The organism is Streptomyces wuyuanensis (assembly GCF_900103455.1).
Classification (GTDB): Bacteria; Actinomycetota; Actinomycetes; order Streptomycetales; family Streptomycetaceae; genus Streptomyces; species Streptomyces wuyuanensis.
Window position 1 is genome coordinate 1 of the sequence record NZ_FNHI01000010.1, and the last position, 16,146, is coordinate 16,146.

A 16,146-nucleotide genomic window follows, 5' to 3' on the forward strand; every position below is an offset into this window, starting at 1 on the left:
AGCGTCCTCGCTGTGTTTTTTCAAAGGAACCACGACCATCCGTGCGGATGGACGGGGTTATCAACATATCTGGCGTTGACTTTTGGCACGCTGTTGAGTTCTCAAGGAACGGACGCTTCCTTCGTACTCACCCGCAGAACATTCTCTGGGGCTTTCCTCCGGGCGCTTCCCTTCGGTGTTTCCAGCTTAGCAGATCCGATTTCCGTTTCCGCCACCCGCTGGAGCAGGCTGCCGGTCCGTTCTTCCGCTTTCGCGTTTTCCCTTTCCGGCGGTTCCGACTCTATCAGATCCTTTCGGGCCTGATTCCCAGTCAGAGGGGGTTGTCATTCCGGCCACCGGGCCGTTCCGACGTCCAAACTCTAGCCCATTTCCCAGTCGGCTCATAATCGAGCCGATCGAAATGAATTTCGGCATGCCGAAAATCGTCCCGATTGGGAGATCGTGCTGAGTTGGTTTGCCGCGTTCGCGGCGGGATCGATTGCCGAAGAACCGTTCCGGCTCGGCGACAACTCGAAGAACCTTACGGGTCCGCGAGGGCAGTGTCAACCCTCGCTGTTCACCTTTTCGACGCCGCCCTGTCCGAGGCCTAGTCCAGGTCGGTGAGTCGCCCACCCGCGTCGGGCTGGGCCTGCTCCACGCGGCGCAGGAGGCGGATCAGCATCTCCCCGAGGACTCCGCGTTCCTCGCCACTGAGGTCCTGGAGCAGGTCTTCCTCGAAGTCCGTCGCCATACGCATGGCCTCCAGCCACTTCGCGCGGCCCTCGTCGGTCAGCTCGACGATCACGCGCACGCGGTTGGACTCGTCCCGGTCCCTGGTGACCAGGCCCTCCGCCGCCATGCGGTCGATGCGGTGGGTCATGGCCGCCGGCGTGAGGCCCAGACGCTTCGCGAGGTCCCCGGGCCCCAGGCGGTACGGGGCGCCGGAGAGCACCAGGGTCTTGAGGACCTCCCATTCGGCGTTGCTGATGTCGAGCGCGGCGACCTGTCGCCCGTATGCCACGTTCATCCGGCGATTGAGCCGGCCCAGGGCCGAGACGACCTTCTCCACCTGGGGGTCCAGGTCGCGGAATTCGCGCTGGTAGGCCGCGATCTGCTCGTCGAGGCTCGGCTCCTGCGACGTCTCGTTGTTCGCGGAGGTCGAAGCGGCGGACGTCGAGGGCTTCGACGAGGCGGAACCGGAGGCACGCGAACGCGAGGAGTCGGCAGAACCGGTGGAGGAGGAGCGAGAAGAAGAGGAGGGGGCGGCCGCGCCGGCCGGGGAGCCCTGCACCGGTTTCCCGGTCTCTTCGCCGGTCGGGCCGGCCGGTGCGGGCGCGGGCGACTGCGCGGTCCGCGCCGAACGGCCGGGCCTCTGCTCGGGGGTGTCGGACATGCGCCTCACTATCCCATGCCGCTGGTTTGGTTCTAAGTCCTTCGATGTGTACTGTTGAGGTTCTAACTTTAGTTTCTAAGTCTTCAAGCTTCAGTCCTCCGGACTGGCCGACCGAGGCAGGTGAGTGTGACCAAGGCGATGGGCGCAGCGATGCGCCGGATCCAGGCAGGGAACGTGCTGAGTGCGTTCGGGCTCGGGTTCACCGTTCCGTACCTCTATGTGTATGTCGCGCAGGTGCGGGACCTGGGGGCGAGTACGGCGGGCGCCGTGCTCGCCGTCTTCGCCATGGCCGCGCTCGTCGTGCTCCCCTTCACCGGGCGGACCATCGACCGGCGCGGGCCGCTGCCCGTGCTCGTCGCGGCCGCGGTGCTGGCTTCCGGCGGCGCGCTGGCCATGGGCCTGGCGGACAGCGTCCCCGCCGCCGTGCTGGCCGCGGCCCTGCTGGGCGCGGGCACTGCCGTGATGCAGCCGGCGCTGGCCACGATGATCGTCTGGTGCTCCACCCCGTCCACCCGGACGCGGGCGTTCGCCATGCAGTTCTTCCTGCAGAACCTGGGCCTGGGCATCGGCGGCCTGTTCGGCGGGCAGATCGTCGACAAGAGCCGGCCCGGCAGCTTCACGCTGCTGTTCTCGATCGAGGCTGCGATGTTCGTCGTCCTGGCCGTGATCGCGGCGACCGTTCGGATGCCGAAGGCGCCGTCGATCCCCGACGTGATGCCGGAGAACGAGGAGGCCAGGGCCAAGGGCGGCATGCGGGCCGTGCTCGGACACCGCGCGATGGTGCAGCTGTGCGTCCTCGGCTTCGTGCTCTTCTTCGCCTGCTACGGCCAGTTCGAATCGGGCCTGGCGGCCTACGGCACCGAGGCCGCGGGGATCGACCCGGCGGCGCTCGGCTACGCCCTGGCGGCCAACACCGCGGTGATCGTGCTGGCGCAGTTCCTCGTGCTGCGGTTCGTCGAGCGCCGCCGCCGTTCGCGCGTCATCGCCGCGGTCGGGCTGATCTGGGCCGTGGCCTGGCTTGTCGCCGGATACGCGGGACTCGGGCACGGCGGGCAGGCGATGGCGACGGCCGCGTTCATCTCGACGTACGCGCTGTTCGGGCTGGGCGAGGCGATGCTGTCGCCGACCGTGGCACCGCTCGTCGCGGACCTCGCGCCGGAGTCGATGGTCGGGCAGTACAACTCGGCGTTCGCACTGGTCAAGCAGCTGGCCTTGGCGGTCGGTCCGGCGGTGGGCGGTCCGATGGGGGCCTCGCTGCACGGCCCGTACATCGTGACCTTCGTCCTCTTCTCGCTGGGCATCGGCGTGCTGGCCCTGAGGCTCGGGCGGAACCTCACGCCCGTACAGGACCAGCCCTCGTCGGCTTCGACGTCGCGGATCGTCGCCCGGCACCGGCCCGGACAGAACAGGGTCGAGGCCGCCGCCTGACGGGCGGCGGCCGTGCCCCGGGCCTCTAGGCCGGATCGGGGAGGGCGAACTCGCACCACACCGCTTTGCCGCCGCCGGGAGTGCGGCGGCTCCCCCAGGACGAGGCGATCGTCGCGACGATGGAGATCCCGCGGCCCGCCTCGTCCTCCGTTTCCGCGCGGCGGCGGCGCGGAAGGTGGTCGTCGCCGTCCGTGACCTCGATGATCAGCCGGCGGTCGGTACGCCGCAGCCGCAGCCGCATGGGGGGCGTGCCGTGCTGGAGCGAGTTCGCGACCAGCTCGCTCGCGGCGAGCACCCCGAGGTCGCGCAGTTCCACGGGGAACCGCCACGAGGCCAGCACCCCCGATGCGAACGCCCGGGCACGGGGCGCGGCCTCCACTCCGCCGAGCAGTTCCAGCGCGGCGTTGTGGAAGAGCTCCGCGTCACCGCCCGAGCGGGACGGATGCTGGAGCACGAGGACCGCGACGTCGTCGTCATGGTCCGCGGTGACTCCCAGGGAACGGATCAGCCGGTCGCACACGACCTGGGGCGTGCCGGTCGCTCCGGCCAGTGCCCGCTCCAGCGCGGCGACGCCGTCGTCGATGTCCTCGCCGCGCCGCTCGACCAGTCCGTCCGTGTAGAGCACGGCGGTCGAGCCCGGCGGCAGCGGGATCGTGGCGGACGAGTGCAGCCAGCCACCGGTGCCGAGCGGCGGGCCGGTCGGCTCCTCGGCGCGGTGGACCGTGCCGTCGGCGTCGCGCACGAGGATCGGCAGATGGCCGGCGGAGGCGTACACCAGCCGGCCCTCGTTCGGGTCGTGCACCGCGTACACACAGGTGGCGATCTGGCTGGGGTCGATCTCGGACGCAAGGCCGTCGAGGAGCTGGAGCACTTCGTGCGGAGGCAGGTCGAGACGGGCGTAGGCGCGGACGGCGGTGCGCAGCTGGCCCATGACGGCGGCCGCTCGCACACCGCGGCCCATGACGTCGCCGATGACGAGCGCGGTGCGCCCGGCGCCGAGCGTGATCACGTCGTACCAGTCGCCGCCGACCGCGGCGTCCGTGCCGCCCGGGCGGTAGTCGGCGGCGATCCGCAGGTCGTCCGGCTGTTCGAGCTCCTGCGGGAGCAGTGAGCGCTGCAGCGTGACGGCGGCCTCGCGGTGCCGGCTCTCGCTGGCGCGCAGCCGCTCGGCGGCCTCCGCGTGTGCCGTCACGTCGGCGGCGAAGACGAGGACGCCCTTGACGGGCTCGCCCGCGCCCTGCGGATCGGGGGCCTCGGCGGGCAGACACGTGACCGTGTACGAACCACCGCCCCGGATCCGACGGGACTTCACCGTGCGGGGCCTGCCGCTGCGCAGCACCTGGTCGAGGAGCGGGAGCAGGCCTAGCTCGGCGAGTTCGGGGCAGGCCGCGGCGGCTGCGGCGCCGGTTGCGCGGGGGCCGAACGCCGTCTCGTACGCGTCGTTCACGTACGAGACGCGGTGCTCGGGCCCGTGCACGAGGGCGACCAGCGCGGGCAGCCCGTCGAGCAGCCCGCGGACGGGGAAGTGCTCGAGCGAGGGAAGGGCGGATGCCGCCGCGGGGTCCTCCGCGCCGTGCGGGTCGGTGACGACGTCGGTGGCGTCGGGCTGCCGTTCCGGCCGCCGGTCGTACTCACCGCGGGCCGCGGGGACGGAACCGCGGTCCGTCCGCGCTGCGGCGCGACGCTGCGTACCGGGGAGCCGGGCGCTCCAACGCGTGAAGTTCACGGATTTTCAAGCCTCGTGGTGTCGTTGCTGTTGTCGTGCGCGGTTGCGCCCGTGTGTCTGACCGTGTCCGGTGGGGTTCCGGTTCCGGTTCCGGCGGCCGTTCCGCACCGGACCGGCCAAGTCTCCCGGTCCCGTTGCCGATTGGCGTGGGGCGGGCGGCCGGCCGCGAACATGTCACTCTCTGCTGGCCGCCCGTCCACCTATCGTCACACGCCCAGTGTGGCCCACGGCGCCGACAGCGGGGTCAGCCCTCCTCGGTTACTCCCGGTGCGTCCGGGCCCTTCCTCCCCCGGTCCTCCCCAGGTGCCTCCCCGGACGGTGCGCCGGGCGCGCCGGGGCGGGTGCCCGGCGTCCTGCCCCGCCTTCTCTCCCGTGCGCTCAGGGGCGGATCCTCATGGCGGCGCGCGAGCGGCCTGGACGGGACGCCGCCCGCGGCGAGCTCGAACTCGGCGCGCGGGTGTTCCAGCGACCCGAGGGAGACGATCTCACGCTTGAACAGCCCGGACAGTGTCCACTCGGCGAGGATGCGGGCCTTCCGGTTGAAGGTGGGCATGCGGCTGAGATGGTACGCGCGGTGCATCAGCCAGGCCGGATAGCCCTTCAGCTTGCGGCCGTACACATGCGCCACGCCCTTGTGCAGCCCCAGCGACGCCACGGATCCGACGTACTTGTGGGCGTAGGTCTGCAGGGGCTGCCCGCGCAGGGAGGCGACGATGTTCTCGGCGAGCACCTTCGTCTGGCGGACCGCGTGCTGGGCGTTCGGCGCGCACTCCGCGCCGGGCTCCTTCGCCGTGACGTCGGGCACGGCGGCCGCGTCGCCGGCCGACCAGGCGTGCTCGGCGCCCTCGACCGTCAGTTCCGCGGTGCACTTGAGGCGGCCGCGCTCGTTGAGCGGCAGGTCCGTGGCCGCGAGGACGGGGGCCGGTTTCACGCCCGCGGTCCACACGACCGTGCGGGTCGGCAGCCGGGAGCCGTCACTGAGAACGGCTACACGGTTCTCGCAGGAGTCGAGGCGGGTGTCGAGCCGTACGTCGATGTTGCGGGCCCGCAGCTCCCGGATGGCGTACTTCCCCATCTCCTCGCCGACCTCCGGGAGGATCCGGTTGCTCGCCTCGACGAGGACCCACTTCAGGTCCTCCGGCTTGATGTTGTGGTAGTAGCGCGTGGCGTAGCGGGCCATGTCCTCCAGTTCGGCGAGCGCTTCGACGCCCGCGTAGCCGCCGCCCACGACGACGAAGGTGAGTGCCGCGTCGCGCAGGGCGGGCTCACGGGTGGAGGAGGCGATGTCCATCTGCTCGATGACGTGGTTGCGCAGGCCGATGGCCTCCTCCACGGTCTTGAAGCCGATGGCGTACTCGGCGAGTCCGGGCACGGGCAGCGTGCGCGAGACGGAGCCGGGCGCGAGCACCAGTTCGTCGTACTCGATCCGGATCGCGCCGGCGCCCTCCTCCTCGGTGGCGAGGGTGGTGAAGGTCGCGGTGCGCTTGGCGTGGTCCACGGACCGGACCTCACCGCTGACGATCTTGCATCTGTACAGGACCCGGCGGAGCGGTACGACCACGTGGCGGGGCGAGATGGAGCCCGCGGCCGCCTCGGGGAGGAAGGGCTGGTAGGTCATGTAGGGCTCGGTCGACACGACCACGATCTCGACGTCGCCGCGCTCCAGCTCGCTCTTCAGCTTCTGCTGGAGACGGATCGCGGTGTACATCCCCACGTAACCGCCGCCGGCGACGAGAATGCGCGTCCGCGGCGAGGTACCGGGGGTCGTGTCCCGGGAGTATGCAGCCTTCACCATCCCATGACGCAACGCTCCTCGGAGTTTGTCCACAGCCCCGGCAAATTGTGTGACCGGAGGTTTTGGCCACGCTTCGGCGGGGCTGCTGCCCCCACCGGGGGAAGGTACGCAGGTCAGCGGGGAGAAAGCGGGTCCGGGGCAGGGGTGGAATCAGGAAGGTTCCGGCCCTTGCTCCGATCGGGGGGCGCACCGGACGGAACTGGCCCTTCTGAATTGACCCCGACTCAACTATGTTCGTACCTCGTCGGGGTGTTCTGGCCGGTGACTCGTCTGATTCACCCCGGCGTCACGGCGGGGAGTCTCCGGGGGGAGACGACATCATTTCCGGGGGAACATTCATGCACATTCAGGATTCGCATTGGCCGGTCGCCGTCGCCACGGAGGCCGGTGGAGACGGGCGCGTCGGAGCGGCTGCGACCAGCCGTTCGGCGCCGCTGCGCGTGGACGCGCAGCGCAATCTGGAGCACGTTCTGCGGGCCGCGCGCGAGGTGTTCGGCGAGCTCGGCTACGGCGCTCCGATGGAGGACGTGGCCCGTCGGGCCCGGGTCGGTGTGGGCACGGTCTACCGCCGCTTCCCGAGCAAGGACGTGCTGGTGCGGCGGATAGCCGAGGAGGAGACGTCCCGGCTGACGGAGCAGGCGCGTACGGCTCTCGGCCAGGAAGAGGAGCCCTGGTCGGCACTGTCCCGCTTCCTTCGCACGTCGGTCGCTTCTGGTGCGGGCCGGCTGCTGCCGCCGCACGTTCTGCGAGTGGGCGTGGCCGACGACTCGACGGTCGTCGAGGACACGGTCCGCGAGGAGACACGGGTGCCGCAGCAGCGGCTGGGCATCGCCGGACAGCCCGAACTGCGGGTGGTCGCACCTCGTCCGGTGCCGGCGGCCGAGCAGGACGACGCGGGAGCGGGCGAACTGCTCGAGGTCGTGGGGCAGCTGGTCGACCGGGCGCGAGAGGCCGGTGAGCTGCGCGGCGACGTCACCGTGGCCGATGTACTGCTGGTGATAGCCACCGCCGCGCCGTCCCTGCCGGACGCGGCGCAGCAGGCGGCCGCCTCGGCACGGCTGCTGGACATACTGCTGGAGGGACTGCGCTCGCGGCCCGTGTGACGTGGCCGCCGGCCGATCCCTCTCGTGCGCGGACGCGGGGGCGCGGCGCCTCGTGAGCGGACGCCAGGTGCGCGGACGCCGGGGCGCCGCCCCTCGCGAGCGGCTTCTCGTACCGGGGATGCTTCGTGCTTGGATTCGGATGGTCTCCCGGACGAGTGGTTGCTGTGAAGGGGAGGCTTGACAGCCCAATCCCTATGGCACTCTTGGCCGGTGTTCGGGTCACTGGGTGGGTACGGGGGCTTCCGTGATGAGCGGTGACGGTCGCAACGAGCCGCACGGCGAAGCGTCCGGCGGGGAGACCGGCGGGCTCGGCGGGGAGACCGGCAAGCGGGTTCCGTCGCAGCGGGAGGGCGGCTCGTCGGGGCCCACCCCCGACGCCTCGCCCTCCCATCCGGCCCCCTCGGACGCCGATCTGATCCTGCGGATGCGCGGCGGCGACGACGGCGCGTACGAGGAGCTCTTCCGCAGGCACGCGGACGCCGTCCGCCGCTACGCCCGCACCTGCTGCCGTGACGCACACACGGCGGACGACCTGACGGGCGAGGTGTTCGCCAGGACGCTGCAGGCGGTGCGTGGAGGCGCGGGCCCGGAACAGGCGGTACGGGCGTATCTCCTGACCACGGTGCGCCGCGTCGCCGCCGCCTGGACGAGGTCCGCCCGCCGGGAGCAACTGGTCGAGGACTTCGCGGTCTTCGCCGACCAGGCGGCCCGCGCCACCGATGTGCCGCGGGAGGGCACGCTCGAGCTCGGCGCCGACGTGCGCGCGATGCACGAGGCCGAGCAGTCGATGGCCCTGCAGGCCTTCCGCTCACTGCCCGAGCGCTGGCAGGCGGTGCTCTGGCACACCACCGTCGAGGAGGAACCGCCGAGCGCGGTGGCGCCTCTGTTCGGTCTCACCGCAAATGCCACGGCGGTCCTGGCCAGCCGTGCCCGGGAAGGGCTCAAGCAGGCCTATCTGCAGGCCCATGTGAGTTCCGCGCTCACCTCGGGCGGCGACTGCGCCCGCTACGCCGACCGCCTCGGCGCCTACGCCCGGGGCGGGCTCCGGATGCGGGCCGAGCGCGGGCTGCGCAAACACCTGGAGGCCTGCGTCAGATGCCGACTGGCCGCGGGCGAACTGGAGCAGGTCAACTCCGGGATTCCGGCGCTGCTGCCGGTCGCCGTCATCGGGTGGTTCGCCGCGGGGTACTCGCTCAAGGCCGCGGGGATCGCGGCGGGCGGCGCGGCTGCGGGAGCGGGCGTCGCGGCGGCCGCCGGGACCGGCTCCGCGGGCGGTGCGGCGAGCGCCCCGGCGGGGTCCGGCTCGGCGTCGGGCGGCGCGGCCGCGGCGGAGGGACTCGCCGCTCCCGTGAAGGCCGGGATCGCCGCGGCGGTGGCGGCCGCGGTGGGCGCGGGGCTGGTGTGGGCGCTTTCGAGTGATCCGGCACCGTCGTCAAAGCCTCATGCACGGCCGCCGGCGGCGCAGCCCGTCGTTCCGGCGCCTCCGCCCGCGCCGAAGCCGTCGCCCCAGCCACCGCACTCCTCCGCGCCCGTCGCCCCGCCCGCTGCGGCACCCCGCGAGCCGGCTCCCGACGCACCGCCGAAGCCGGCGGCTCCCGCGCCGTCCCCGGCACGTCCGGCGCCCGCGCCGCCGAAGCCGCCCGCGCCTGCGCCCGAGCCGCCGGGGCGGCCCGCGGAGCCGCCGGTGCCCTCGCCGCCGCAGCCTCCTCCGCCCACGACCGTCTATCAGCTCAACCGGCTCCAGTACGGCGTGGCAGGCGACCACACCAAGCCCGAAGTGCGGCTCGGCTCGAGCAGTTGGGTCTGGAAGCGCCACGGCATGTCCATCGGCGGCACCCGGTACGAGCACGGGGTCTCCGTGCACGCCCGGTCGTCCGTCACGATCGACCTGAACCGGGAGTGCACTTCGTACGACGCGCTCGTCGGCGTCGACGACATGACGCTGGGGCTGGGCTCGGTGCGCTTCTCCGTGTACGCGGACGGGGTTCGGCGGTGGCGCTCGCCGACGCTGCGGGGCGGCGACCCGGCGGTGCCCGTGTCCGTGGGCCTGGCCGGCAGTGGGACTCTCCGCCTCGTCGTCGAGCCGCACGGAGCTCGCCCACTGGCCGCGACGGCGGTCGCCGACTGGGCGCGGTCGCGCATCACCTGCACATAGCTCCGCGGGGGCGCCGAGGCCGCCCCGGGCCGTGTCCGAGGAGTCCCGGCCCGCGCGACGCTACGCCTGGAGCGTCGGGCGGCGGGGTACGCCCGAGGCCACCGCGCGGCGGCGGGGTGCCTCCGTACCCGTCCAGCAGGTGCCGCGCCGTGCGAGCAGCCGCCGTAGCCAGAGCTCCGTGGAGACCAGGTCCGCGAGCCCGTCGAGCGGAACCGGCTCGCCCTCGGACGCCGCCCGCAGGGCCTTGCGGACCACCCGCGCCTCGACGATGCCCGCGTCGGCGAGCAGCGGGGTGTCGAACAGGTCCAGCAAGTGCGGCAGCGACAGCCGCATCCCCGCCCGAGTCGCCGTGGTCGACGCGGTCTGGGTCGGCGCTCCCCAGCCGGGCGGCAGGTCGTGGACGCCCGCGCCGGCGAGGACCGTGCGCAGGACGGCGGTACGCGCGCCGGGCTGGACCCGCAGCGCCTCGGGCAGGTCCCGCGCGGCCCGTACGACCTGGTTGTCGAGGAAGGGCGCGTGCAGCCGCTGGCTGCGCACCTCCGAGGCCTGTTCCATCACGCGGTGGTCCGCGGCGTACCGCGCGAGCGCCGCGCGGGCGCGGGCCTCGCCCGGGCGTTGCACCGAAGTGGGCCGGGTCGCCGCCTCCTGGAGGCGAACCGATACTTCGGCGAGCGCCTCGCCGGTGAGCCACCGCGCCGCCGGCCCGGGCCGGGACCAGGCGAGGGCCGCGAGGGACGCGCCGAGCGGCCCGTCGGCGGCGGGTGCCCGGCGGTTTGCCTCCGGAAGCCGGGCGGCCGCCGTCTCGAGGCCGGTGCGGTAGGGGGTGCGGGCGAGGCGCCGCGCCGCCCGGTAGACGGTGAGCGGCACGAGCAGCGAGCCGGCGGCGGGGCCGGAGGCACGGGCGAGCGCGGAGACGGGTCGGAGCAGCGGCCGTCTCCGGCGGTCCATCAGCAGGTCGGCCAGCCGCGCCGGATGGGCGTCCAGCACCTGCCGGGCTCCGTGCCCGGTGAGGTGGTCGGCGCTGCCGGACGCGAGGCGCCGCCGATTGCGTTCGGCCTCGACGAGCGAGGGCCCCGGCTCGTCGGTGAGCGGGCCGTCCAGGTCGGCGTAGGGGAGGGCCTCGGCGCCCGCGGCGACGACGACGTGGTGCAGCCGGGGATTTTCGGCGATCGTCCCGGCGCGTTCCATCTCGGCCTCGCGTCCCTGCGGGGTGGCGAGGTCGTTGAAGGTGACGGCGAGCAGCCGCTCGCCGGCGCCGGTGCCGTGGCCGAGGATCGTGCCCGGGACGCCGGGCAGACCGGCGGCGAGCAGCGCGAGCGTGCCGGAGGCGCTCCCTCCGGACAGGTCGGCGCCGATGCCGGGCGCGGGTGCACCGCGGGCCGCGCGCCGTTCCGCCGGACCCATGCCGGGCACGGGTCCCGGGTCGGGCGGCAGGGTCTCGGGCGCGTGCCGGGGCGCGGTGAGTCGTGCGCGTACGGCGTCGACGAGGGCGTCCCGCATGGCCTCCGTGGCTCGGCCGGGCTCGAGTTGGGGTGCGGCGACGGCGAGGGAGGCGACGGGCTCGTAGCCGGTGATCTCGCGGGAGCCCTCCCGCAGGATCAGCGCGTGACCGGGCGGGATCCGCTTGACCCCGGCGTACGGGGTGGAGTCGCGCAGCGCCTCCGGGGATTCGGGGCAGGCGAGGAGCGCGGCGAGGTGCCCGATGTCGAGCTGGGCCTCGATGAGGTCGGCCAGGGGCAGTGCGGCGGTCGCGTAGGCCGTGCCGTTGGCCCAGGGGGTGTAGAAGACGGGACGTGCGCCGGCCAGGTCGCCGGTGACGGTGATGCGGCGGCCGACCTGGACCACGGCCGTGTAGCTGCCGGCCCAGGCGGTGAGATGGCGCAGCGCGCCCCCGCGCGCCGCGAGGAGCCCGACGCGCAGTTCCTCGTCCCCGGCGGCACAACAGCCCAGCACGGCCAGGCGGATGGCGGGGGTTCCTCCGGTGAAGCCGGCGGGAGGGCCGGCCGTGACGACGCGGACCTCGTCCGGGCGCCAGTCGCCGACGGCCCACAGCGGATCCGGGTCGCCCCAGAGGAGTTGGGCGCCGACGGGGTGGACGGTGCGGTTCTCGTCGCCGGAGGCGGAGGGGCGGGATCCGACCGCTCCCGCCGTGCCGAAGCTTGCGGCGATACTGCTCCACCCCACCAGCCATCGCATCGCGCCTCCACAGCCTGTGGACAACTTTCGGCACACCCGATTCGGCACGCCCCGATGAGGACATGCTGCCACGACAAGGGCGTACGGGAGGGGCTCCGGGTCGCGCGCGCGAAAAGTGAACGCGCCCCTGGCATTGGCCAAATGGGGCCGTCCGGCCGGCCGGCCGCCGTGAGCCGGCACCGGGGCTCCCGGAGGGCAAAACGCCGTCGAAGGGGCGGCATTCGGCCAATTTGAAGACCATGTAGAGCGGGAAATACCGCAGCAAACAGGCACAGATACACGGTCCGGGAGACGGCACTCGCCTCCCGGACCGGTCCGCCGCCCGCGGGGATTGAGGCGGCGGTGTCCCCCAGCCCATTGGATCCCTGGCCAATGGGCCGACCCACGCAGCACTCATCGAAGCGCTCCCGCCTCGGCCGGAGGAGAGCGCACGCACGGGCGCACGGCCACACGCCGGGAGCACGGCCCCCGAGGGGCGTGCCACCCGAACACACAACAATCTCGCCATACGGAACACCGCCCCTTAACGGTCGGGATGCAGCGAACTACCCTGTGTGTCACTGCTGTTCTCCTCGGGGGGTGCATATTCCCGGGGGCTCGGACACCTGCTCTTGCGTCCGGCTTCCGTGGAGTTGTCCCCCTGTGGGGAGGGCGGAGGAACGCCGGACGCGGATGCCCGGCGGCCGTCTGTGTGTCGAGGGGTGGCGCATGTCCAGGGAGCAACGCGGGCCGAACGAAAAGCTCGGCACCGTTCTCGCCCTCGCGGGAATCAGCAACGCCGGGCTCGCCCGGCGGGTCAACGACCTCGGGGCGCAGCGCGGTCTGACCCTCCGCTACGACAAGACGTCGGTGGCGCGGTGGGTGTCGAAGGGCATGGTGCCGCAGGGCGCCGCGCCCCATCTCATCGCGGCGGCGATCGGGCAGAAACTGGGCCGCCCGGTACCGCTGCACGAGATCGGGCTGGCGGACGCCGACCCGGCGCCGGAGGTCGGCCTGGCCTTCCCTCGGGACGTCGGCGAGGCGGTGAAGGCCGCCACCGAGCTGTACCGGCTGGACCTTGCGGGCCGGCGCGCCGGCGGCGGCGGGATCTGGCAGTCGCTGGCCGGCTCCTTCTCGGTGAGCGCGTACGCCACACCCGCCTCCCGCTGGCTGATCAATCCGGCCGACTCGTCCGTCGAGCGGCCCCTCCGGGCCGCGGAGGGCGGCGACGGCCCGGAGAGCCAGGAGGACGGCCAGGTGCGGGTGGGCCACAGCGATGTGACCAAGCTGCGCGAGGCGGCCGAGGACGCCCGGCGCTGGGACTCCAAGTACGGCGGCGGGGACTGGCGCTCGTCGATGGTCCCGGAGTGCTTACGGGTCGACGCGGCGCCGCTGCTGCTCGGTTCGTACTCGGACGAGGTGGGCCGGGCCCTGTTCGGCGCGACGGCCGAGCTGACCCGCCTGGCGGGCTGGATGGCCTTCGACACCGGACAGCAGGAGGCCGCCCAGCGCTACTACATCCAGGCGCTGCGGCTGGCACGGGCGGCGGCCGACGTACCGCTGGGCGGCTACGTGCTGGCGTCGATGTCGCTGCAGGCGACCTACCGGGGCTTCGCCGACGAGGGCGTGGACCTCGCGCAGGCGGCCGTGGAGCGCAACCGCGGCCTGGCGACGGCCCGCACGATGAGCTTCTTCCGGCTGGTGGAGGCGCGGGCCCACGCGAAGGCGAGCGACGCGGCCGCCGCCGGGGCCGCGCTGAAGGCCGCGGAGAGCTGGCTGGAGCGCTCCCGGGAGGGCGACACGGACCCCACCTGGCTGGGGTTCTACTCGTACGACCGGTTCGCGGCGGACGCCGCCGAGTGCTACCGGGACCTCAAGGCGCCCCGTCAGGTGCGCCGCTTCACCGAGCAGGCACTGTCCCGGCCCACGGAGGAGTACGTTCGCTCGCACGGGCTGCGCCTGGTGGTGAGCGCGGTCGCCGAGCTGGAGTCCGGCAACCTGGACGCCGCCTGCGCGGCAGGCACCCGCGCGGTGGAGGTCGCGGGCCGGATCTCCTCCGCACGTACGACGGAGTACGTACGGGACCTGCTGCACCGGCTGGAGCCGTACGGGGACGAACCGAGGGTGGCGGAGCTGAGGGAGCGGGCCAGACCGCTGCTGATGGCCCCGGCGTGAGCCGTACGCGTCCCGTGACGCGTGTCCCACCCGGTTTAACGCTCCTGTCAGTGGGCCAGTGCATCATCGGGGGCGGGACGGTTTCCCCGGAGAGCACTGCCGGGCTGGAAGGTGTGTGGTGAAGGCGGCCGCATTCGACTGCGACGTACTGGTGATCGGCGGCGGGATCATCGGGCTGTCGACGGCCTATGCCCTGACGCGTGCGGCCCCGGGCACCTCCGTCGTCGTGCTGGAGAAGGAGCGGGGCCCGGCCCGGCACCAGACCGGACGGAACAGCGGAGTGATCCACAGCGGGATCTACTACCGACCGGGGTCCCTGAAGGCACGTTTCGCCGTGCGCGGCGCGGCGGAGACGGTGAAGTTCTGCGCCGAGTACGGCATCCCCCACGAGGTCACCGGCAAGCTCATCGTCGCCACCGGGCGGGATGAGCTGCCCCGGCTGCACGCGCTCGTCCAGCGCGGCAGGGAGAACGGCATCCCGGTGCGCGAGCTGGGCCCCGCCCAGATCGCGGAGTACGAGCCGGAGGTCGGCGGCCTGGCGGCGATCCGGGTCGGCACGACCGGGGTGTGCGACTTCGGGGCCGTCGCCGCCCAGCTGGCGGAGGCCTCCGCCGCCTCGGGTGCGGAGGTCCACTACGGCGAGGAGGTGCGGCTGGTCGACCGGCGCCCGTGGGGTGTCGCGGTCCGTACGTCCACCGGCCGGATCGTCCGGGCCCGCACGATGGTGAACTGCGCGGGACTCCACTGCGACCGTGTGGCGGCGCTCGCCGGGGACCGGACCGGGATGCGGATCGTGCCCTTCCGCGGGGAGTACTACGAGCTGGCGCGTCCCGAGCTGGTGCGCGGTCTGGTGTACCCGGTGCCCGACCCGGCGTTCCCCTTCCTCGGGGTCCATCTCACCCGCGGCATCGAGGGCGGCGTCCATGTGGGACCGAACGCGGTCCCGGCGCTGGCCCGCGAGGGCTACGGCTGGTCCACGGTCCGTCCGGGCGAGCTCGCGGCCACGCTCGCCTGGCCCGGTTCCTGGCGGATCGCCCGGCGCCACTGGCGCTACGGCGCCGGCGAGCTGCACCGCTCATTCTCGAAGCGCGCCTTCACCGCGGCCGTGCGGCGCCTGTTGCCGGCCGTCACGGAGGACGATCTGCGGCCGGTGGCCGCGGGGGTCCGGGCCCAGGCGGTGCTCAGGGACGGCACCCTGGTCGACGACTTCATGATCAAGGAGTCGCCCCGTGCGGTCCACGTGCTGAACGCCCCGTCCCCGGCGGCGACCGCCTCGCTGCCGATCGGCCGGGAGGTGGCCAGGCGGGCCCTCGCCCACCTCGCCGGGGTGTGACGCACGCCGTCCCCCGAAGATGCCCACCGCCGTACACTCGGGGCATTGTGTCTGAGTTCGAGAACGCCACCGCCGAGGGTCCGCGCGGGGACGCCCCGCGTACCGCCACCGCCACGCGGCCGAAGGGCGAGCCCCGGTTTCCCGGTGGCCCCGCCGCCGACCCCGCGGGTTCGCACCACGAGCGCCGGATCCGCAGCTTCCAGCCGCGCCGGAGCCGGGTGACGGCCGGGCAGGCCGACGCGCTGCAGCGCCTCTGGCCGGTCTGGGGGCTGGACATCGACGGGCTGCGCACGCTCGACCTGGACGGGATGTTCGGCGGACTGCCGGTCGTCCTGGAGATCGGCTTCGGCATGGGCGAGGCGACCGCGCAGATGGCCGCGGCCGACCCGGCCACGGGCATTCTCGCCGTGGACGTCCACACCCCCGGCCAGGGCAATCTGCTCGGGCTCGCGGAGCGGGAGGGCCTGAGCAACGTACGGGTGGCCAACGGCGACGCGATCATCCTGCTCCGCGAGATGCTGCCGCCGGCTTCGCTCGACGGCCTGCGGGTGTACTTCCCGGACCCCTGGCCCAAGAAGCGCCATCACAAGCGCCGGCTGATCCAGCCCGAGTTCCTCACCCTGGCGGCGAGCCGGATGAAGCCGGGGGCGGTCCTCCACTGCGCGACCGACTGGGAGCCGTACGCCGAGCAGATGCTCGAGGTGCTGTCCGCCCATCCGGACTTCGAGAACACCCACGAGGACGGCGGATACGCGCCCCGGCCGGCCTTCCGTCCGCTGACCCGGTTCGAGGGCCAGGGCCTCGACAAGGGCCATGTGGTGCACGACCTGCTGTTCCGCCGCCGGGGCGCATGACGGGACGGATGCGGTGCACCCGACGGCACC

General features: G+C 73.1%; 10 protein-coding genes. 6 read left to right on the plus strand and 4 right to left on the minus strand.

The window, feature by feature from the left end; genetic code table 11:
- Positions 1–586: 586 nt before the first annotated feature.
- Complete coding sequence (locus BLT82_RS15945; protein ID WP_093655672.1) at positions 587–1,090, minus strand: MarR family winged helix-turn-helix transcriptional regulator; 504 nt, start codon at positions 1,088–1,090, stop codon at positions 587–589.
- A 420-nt stretch (positions 1,091–1,510) separates the two neighbouring features.
- Between BLT82_RS15945 and BLT82_RS15950 the strand changes: the two genes are divergently transcribed.
- A complete protein-coding gene (locus BLT82_RS15950) occupies positions 1,511–2,800 on the plus strand; it encodes an MFS transporter (RefSeq protein WP_208867932.1) in 1,290 nt (429 codons plus the stop codon).
- Between the two features lie 25 nt (positions 2,801–2,825).
- Here BLT82_RS15950 and BLT82_RS15955 read toward each other — a convergent pair whose 3' ends face one another.
- On the minus strand, positions 2,826–4,526 hold the full coding sequence (locus tag BLT82_RS15955; RefSeq protein WP_093655291.1) for an ATP-binding SpoIIE family protein phosphatase: 1,701 nt from the start codon (positions 4,524–4,526) through the stop codon (positions 2,826–2,828).
- 244 nt (positions 4,527–4,770) lie between these two features.
- Positions 4,771–6,321 carry an NAD(P)/FAD-dependent oxidoreductase gene (locus BLT82_RS15960; RefSeq protein WP_093655293.1) on the minus strand — a complete coding sequence of 517 codons (1,551 nt, stop codon included), beginning with the start codon at positions 6,319–6,321 and terminating at the stop codon, positions 4,771–4,773.
- A gap of 338 nt (positions 6,322–6,659) precedes the next feature.
- Between BLT82_RS15960 and BLT82_RS15965 the strand changes: the two genes are divergently transcribed.
- On the plus strand, positions 6,660–7,424 hold the full coding sequence (locus tag BLT82_RS15965; RefSeq protein WP_093655295.1) for a TetR/AcrR family transcriptional regulator: 765 nt from the start codon (positions 6,660–6,662) through the stop codon (positions 7,422–7,424).
- A 247-nt stretch (positions 7,425–7,671) separates the two neighbouring features.
- Entirely contained in the window at positions 7,672–9,579 is a 1,908-nt protein-coding gene (locus tag BLT82_RS15970; protein WP_093655297.1) for a sigma-70 family RNA polymerase sigma factor, read from the plus strand.
- Positions 9,580–9,639: 60 nt separating this feature from the next.
- Here BLT82_RS15970 and BLT82_RS15975 read toward each other — a convergent pair whose 3' ends face one another.
- Complete coding sequence (locus BLT82_RS15975; protein WP_107490253.1) at positions 9,640–11,775, minus strand: asparagine synthase-related protein; 2,136 nt, start codon at positions 11,773–11,775, stop codon at positions 9,640–9,642.
- A 672-nt stretch (positions 11,776–12,447) separates the two neighbouring features.
- Here BLT82_RS15975 and BLT82_RS15980 point away from each other — a divergent pair.
- The 3 genes from BLT82_RS15980 to trmB all read left to right on the plus strand — a co-directional run bounded on the left by BLT82_RS15980 (position 12,448) and on the right by trmB (position 16,116).
- Positions 12,448–13,929, plus strand: a complete 1,482-nt coding sequence (locus BLT82_RS15980; protein WP_093655299.1) for an NsdA family TPR-like regulatory protein — start codon at positions 12,448–12,450, stop codon at positions 13,927–13,929.
- Between the two features lie 115 nt (positions 13,930–14,044).
- Positions 14,045–15,262 carry an L-2-hydroxyglutarate oxidase gene (lhgO, locus tag BLT82_RS15985; protein WP_093655301.1) on the plus strand — a complete coding sequence of 406 codons (1,218 nt, stop codon included), beginning with the start codon at positions 14,045–14,047 and terminating at the stop codon, positions 15,260–15,262.
- A 47-nt stretch (positions 15,263–15,309) separates the two neighbouring features.
- On the plus strand, positions 15,310–16,116 hold the full coding sequence (trmB, locus tag BLT82_RS15990; protein WP_244292009.1) for a tRNA (guanosine(46)-N7)-methyltransferase TrmB: 807 nt from the start codon (positions 15,310–15,312) through the stop codon (positions 16,114–16,116).
- Positions 16,117–16,146 lie beyond the last annotated feature (30 nt).